The 5,077-nt window shown below is 60.4% G+C and carries 4 protein-coding genes and 1 pseudogene; 2 read left to right on the top strand and 3 right to left on the bottom strand.

Annotated elements, in window-relative coordinates:
• Positions 1-1,373: 1,373 nt before the first annotated feature.
• A complete protein-coding gene (locus tag FJV46_RS14940; protein WP_087025302.1) occupies positions 1,374-2,771 on the top strand; it encodes an IS30 family transposase in 1,398 nt (465 codons plus the stop codon).
• Between the two features lie 68 nt (positions 2,772-2,839).
• On the opposite strand, the pseudogene FJV46_RS15790 reads toward FJV46_RS14940, so the two are convergent.
• Positions 2,840-2,986, bottom strand: a pseudogene (locus FJV46_RS15790) (DDE-type integrase/transposase/recombinase); the annotation flags it as partial.
• 66 nt (positions 2,987-3,052) lie between these two features.
• On the opposite strand from FJV46_RS15790, the gene FJV46_RS15785 reads away from it, so the two are divergent.
• Positions 3,053-3,187, top strand: a complete 135-nt coding sequence (locus FJV46_RS15785) for a hypothetical protein (RefSeq protein ID WP_275655850.1) — start codon at positions 3,053-3,055, stop codon at positions 3,185-3,187.
• Positions 3,188-3,374: 187 nt separating this feature from the next.
• On the opposite strand, the gene FJV46_RS14930 is transcribed toward FJV46_RS15785, so the two are convergent.
• Both FJV46_RS14930 and FJV46_RS14925 read right to left on the bottom strand, forming a co-directional pair.
• Complete coding sequence (locus FJV46_RS14930) at positions 3,375-3,611, bottom strand: transposase (protein WP_232008687.1); 237 nt, start codon at positions 3,609-3,611, stop codon at positions 3,375-3,377.
• Positions 3,612-3,793: 182 nt separating this feature from the next.
• Positions 3,794-4,837: an XcbB/CpsF family capsular polysaccharide biosynthesis protein gene (locus tag FJV46_RS14925; protein ID WP_087025296.1), complete on the bottom strand. Its 1,044-nt coding sequence runs from the start codon at positions 4,835-4,837 to the stop codon at positions 3,794-3,796.
• Positions 4,838-5,077 lie beyond the last annotated feature (240 nt).

The following is a 5,077-nucleotide window of genomic DNA, read 5'->3' as shown; positions in this document are numbered from 1 at the left end:
GAGGTCTTTCGGGTGGGCAGTGTGAGAACTTCCATCATCGGAAGGCCTCGACCTCTATCCCGCCTCCGACGCGCCCACCCCACTCAAGCCGCCAGCACCCCGCCCGCACTCTCAATTACGAAGAGCCAGAAGAGGGCTTTTCATGATTCCTCGTGGGCTAGGTGTTCCGGAGACACGCGCTTTGCAGGCGTTCAGGAGACTTCGGACTGGGAGGCAATGAGTGAGTATCAAATGTTCAGCAGCGGACCGGAGTAGATGCCAGTCACTCCGTGTGTAGGTGCCGTAACAGGCGCGGTGGCAGCGGGGCGGGCCTTACGGACACACAGTGACTGGCCTTCGTAGTTGGGCCCGCACAGATGCAGGAGTGGAAGTTCCAGCACGGTAACCGCCTCGGGTCCTCTCTCGCCGGAAGGACGCAGTCTTGGCCCATGACAGCGCGTTCGGAAGCAAGAGCATGTGAGACCTCGAAAAATAGTGGCGCCCCCAGCGGGCACGACGAAATCATTGCACTTGCGATGACGCCAAGCTGTGAACTGCGAAAAAGTTGTCCGAATACTGCGCGGTACTTCAAGCAGGGCTCACAGAAAGCTGTACCAGGTCGCCTTGACGTATACGGCCCGCGAATCCGCGGGCTAGGTGCTCTGTGTCAAAACGTAGTCGTGCCCCGCATCGTGGTGTAGCGCGGTTGCCGGGTTCATGTCAGTGATGGACATGAAGAGGAGCGGCGGGGTCGCTGATCGCATAGGTAGCAGGGCGCCGACCTACGTGGCCCTCAGCGGGAGCTCCGGCGGAGACAGGCTTCGTTTTATAGGGCGACTGATCCTCCTCCGCAGTTTGGCGGACCTTCAGAGAGGACCTATCGCTCGGTGTCGGCTCTGTCCTGCTGTCAGGCGGCCGCTTCGTATTCTAGATTCAAGACCGACCGCAACGCCTGATGCAGCGCCGTTAAAGCCCGACTCTAGTTCGGTCGAGTCGTATTCGAACCAGAGTCGTGCTGCTATTGGCCTTGACCTCGGCTTGTGAATACGGGCTAAGCGGCGCGGCGGTGCTCGTCCTGCTCGGGAGTAATGTATCTCTAATTCGATCGGGGTGCGTTGACCGATCGAGGAGTGCCGGCGGCGGCGGTTGTAGCGGTCCTGGATCCAGGCTCCGACTTCCCGGGCCGCACGTGCTCTGGTGGGTCAGATCCGGCGATAGTAGAACTCTGCCTTCAGGGCGGCGAAGAAGCTCTCTGCCATCGCGTTGTCCCAACAGATTCCCGTCATTCCCATCAATCGGGTAATGCCGTTGGCGCGGCGAACGAGGTGATCGGGGCTGAGGCGTATTGGCCGTATTCAACCGATCGTCGCAACACCTACGGGATGGGGTGTTCGATGGGTGTGATCGAGAAGCAGAAACGGGTGCGGGCTTACCGGGGACAGATCGTTTCTCCTGGCCGGCCTACGGTTGCGTGGCGGGAAGACCGGGTGCGGTTCTGGGTGGCGATAGCGGCAGGGGCGAAGACGAGGGATGCCGGTGTCGCTGCGGGCGTGTCCGAACCCGTCGCTCATCGCTGGTTCCGGCACGCTGGCGGGGTGAATCCGCAACTGGCCCCGACCTTGTCCGGGCGGTACCTGTCATCGAGCGACCGTGAAGATATCGCGCTGTGGCGAGCACAGGGTTCCGGGGTGCGGGAAATTGCCCGCCGTTTGGGCCGCAGCCCGTCGACGATCTCCCGCGAGCTGCGCCGGAACGCGTCGACGCGGACGTACCGGCTGGACTACCGGGCGTCAACGGCGCAGTGGCACGCCGAGCGACGGGCCCGCCGACCCAAGGTAGCGAAACTGGTCATGAACCAGCGTCTTCGTGACTTCGTCAGCGAGAAACTCAGCGGACACGTCCGTACTCCTGATGGAAAGCGTCGTGGACCGGACGGGCCAACCTGGGACGGGAAGAACAAGCCGCATCGCGAGGACCGCGAGTGGGTCACGGCGTGGAGTCCGCAACAGATCGCCAAACGCCTTCCAATTGAGTTCCCGGAGGACCCTTCGATGCGGATCTCCCACGAAGCGATCTACCAGGCGCTCTATGTCCCGGCCCGCGGTGGACTAAGCCGGCAACAGTCCTGGCACCTGCGCCGGGGGCGCACCAAGCGCATGCCTCGGGCCAGAACACGCGCGCTGGCATGGGCCCACGTCACCGAGGCCACCACCCTCAAGCAGCGGCCGTCCGAAGCCGACGCCCGCGACGTGGCCGGCCACTGGGAGGGAGATCTCATCATCGGCCTGAACCGGTCAGCGATGGCGACCCTGATCGACCGCACCACCCGGTATGCGATGCTCGTCCACCTGCCCCGGCAAACCGGCTACGGGCTGATCAAGCCGACGAAGAATGGGCCCGCGCTAGCCGGGTACGGGGCGGTGACCATGAAGAACGCGCTTGTCGCGACATTCCAGGCACTGCCGGTGGACCTGCGCCGTTCACTCACCTGGGACCGGGGCAAGGAGATGTCCGCGCACGCACTGCTGACCGAGGAGATCGGGTTGCCGGTCTACTTCGCCGACGCGAAAAGTCCCTGGCAGCGCGGCAGCAACGAACACCTCAACGGCCTACTCCGGCAATACTTCCCCAAAGGCACCGATATCTCCCGCTGGAGCACACCCGAAATCCAAGCAGTCGCCCACACCATCAACAACCGGCCACGCGGAATCCTGGGCTGGCGTACCCCCGCCGAAGTATTCGCAGACCGGCTACGCTCAGCGCAAGAAGCAACTGTTGCGACGATCGGTTGAATACGGCTTGCGTACCACGATCGGAGTGGGAGATCACTTTGACCGGCGAATCCTGCCAAGGTCAGGGCCATCTGCAGGGCGTCCAGCATCAGATCAGTGCGCATGTGCTCAGCGATCGCCCAACTAATCACGCGGAGGCTGTGGTCGTTGATGACTGTTGCCAAGTAGACCCAGCCCTCCCCGGTCTTCAGATAGGTGATGCCATCGACCCACACCTGGTTCAGGGCCCTGGTATCCCACCGTCGTTTCCCCGCATCAAGGAGTACGCGTCACCGTGGTTGATGACCGTCGTGGTCTTCGATTTCTTTGAGCAGATGCTGGCCGAGCGCAGCGATTTCATCGCTTTCGCGACGGTTTTCCCGGAGACGACCTCGCCGTCGCCGCGCAGGTCGGCCAGGATCAGTGGCGGCGCGTAAACCCCGTCGGAATCACTGCAACAATGAGCGACTTTCTGCTCGATAACCTTCCGCAGGGATCGTCGCCGGTGACGGCACGCGTTTCAGCCAGGCGTAGTACCCGGAGCGAGATCCTTCCAGCGATCGCACCATGCGGGTAATCGTGGACGTGGTCTTCTGCGCGTGCATCAACTCAAACGCTTTGCGTTCATATCCGAGGCTCCTTGGGCGAAGAAAAGAGACGCATTCTTAGGAACGCCCGATCGAGTTTCAGGTCCGCGTTTTCGTTGCGCAGCCTCTGCAGTTCGGCCCGTTCGGACACGATGACCGCGCTCTCGCCGATGTCGTTCCGGGCCGTGAACGTGCTGACCCGCCGACCCAGCGATGCTTCATCGATGCCGAGCTCACGGGCGACCGTCGCTACCGGCCTGCCAGTATTGATCACCAGCTTCAAGTCACGTCCATGTACTCAGAAGTGAACTCTCGACGTGTCTTTCCCCATCATGAACCTTCTCTCTTCTGAGATGTCAACTCAACGGGCAGGGCAACTGTAGAAGGGGTGCTGAGTGTCTACGCAGTACTTGTGCTTCGACGATCGTCATGCCTTAAGTAAGAAGCGTTGCAACCCTACTCGCATCGAAGACTGAAGTTTCCTGCGGGCATAGTAAAGCCGTAGCACAGCATGTTCAGGAATGTAGCCGTCAGGTTGAGCGAAGCCGGGCTCACATCAGGATGATCCTTAATATTTGGATGAGTCACATTGATCAGAGATATGTCACTTGCTGGGTGACTACCCAGAAGCTCATTGATGTACCGAAACTGAGGGGATTGCTCCGAGTAGATCACTGCGATCCTCGGCGAGGGCACTTCCGACCTGGCCAGCAGGCGCTTCTTGTGTTCCTGGATAAGCGACCCGAAAACGGATTCCTTCGTGGCCGGGAAGTTTCCCCCACCGGTGAAGTGTGTATCACCGAAAGCCGTCTCATAGTGATGGTCATTCACGATCGGCTCCACCGAGACGGACTTGTAACCGTTGGTCACTGCGTGGAAGAGCGCGCCGGTCGCGCCTTTCGATGCTCCGTATGTGATGACGTCATCCTTGGTAAGCCCCAACTGGAGGCGCTTGTTCTCTATCAGAGCACTGATGCGCTGAGCGTTGTCAGGACGGTATGTCGTATTCAGATAGAAACCCCCGACCACGCCACCGATGTCCGCTATTCGCAGGATTGCGACGTCCTGCGGAACAAACTTGCGAATGCTCTGGTAATTACGGGTGAAGTAACGAAAAAGGCCCTCATTGAAGATGTCGCCGATGGAGGAAAACACGACGATCAACTTACGCGGAGAAACTCCGGCACTTGGTTCCTCGACAATGTGGACGATATCCTCGTCTGATACCGAGTATGCGCCGTTCAAGACGCTGTGCCACATCTTTGGAATGTGCTCATCCTTGACGAACTTACTCACGCCGTCCGTGGTGTGATACACGTAGTAACCACGCTGTGCCAACGCATTGACCGTTCGCCTGATCTCGCTGTTCAGGTGTGCTGCCTTGAGGATCCCATGGTCCCCGACCTGGCCCTTCCCGTCATGCACGTGGATGAAGTTGGGGCGGTCAGTCCCGTATCTCTCGAGCACTTCGGCGACGTCAGCTGTTAGATCGAACTTCAAGGTGGAAGGTGAGCCGGCGTCCTGCGCGGACGTCTCGACGCTCTTCCTGGCAGTAGCCGTGGGTGCTTCGTCCGATTGATGAGATTTCGGCAGAGCATCGCCCGATGGATTAGCGGCTCTTCGTAATTGAGAGTGCGGGCGGGGTGCTGGCGGCTTGAGTGGGGTGGGCGCGTCGGAGGCGGGATAGAGGTCGAGGCCTTCCGATGATGGAAGTTCTCACACTGCCCACCCGAAAGACCT

The sequence above is a fragment of the Arthrobacter agilis genome (assembly GCF_006494655.1).
GTDB classification, from domain to species: Bacteria; Actinomycetota; Actinomycetes; order Actinomycetales; family Micrococcaceae; genus Arthrobacter_D; species Arthrobacter_D agilis.
This window is presented reverse-complemented; position numbering and strand designations above follow the sequence as displayed.

Excerpts from the sequence above, each read along its gene's own strand:
- FJV46_RS14940 (WP_087025302.1), top strand. The coding sequence starts at position 1,374 with ATGGGTGTGATCGAGAAGCAGAAACGGGTGCGGGCTTACCGGGGACAG.
- FJV46_RS15785 (WP_275655850.1), top strand. The coding sequence starts at position 3,053 with ATGACCGTCGTGGTCTTCGATTTCTTTGAGCAGATGCTGGCCGAGCGC.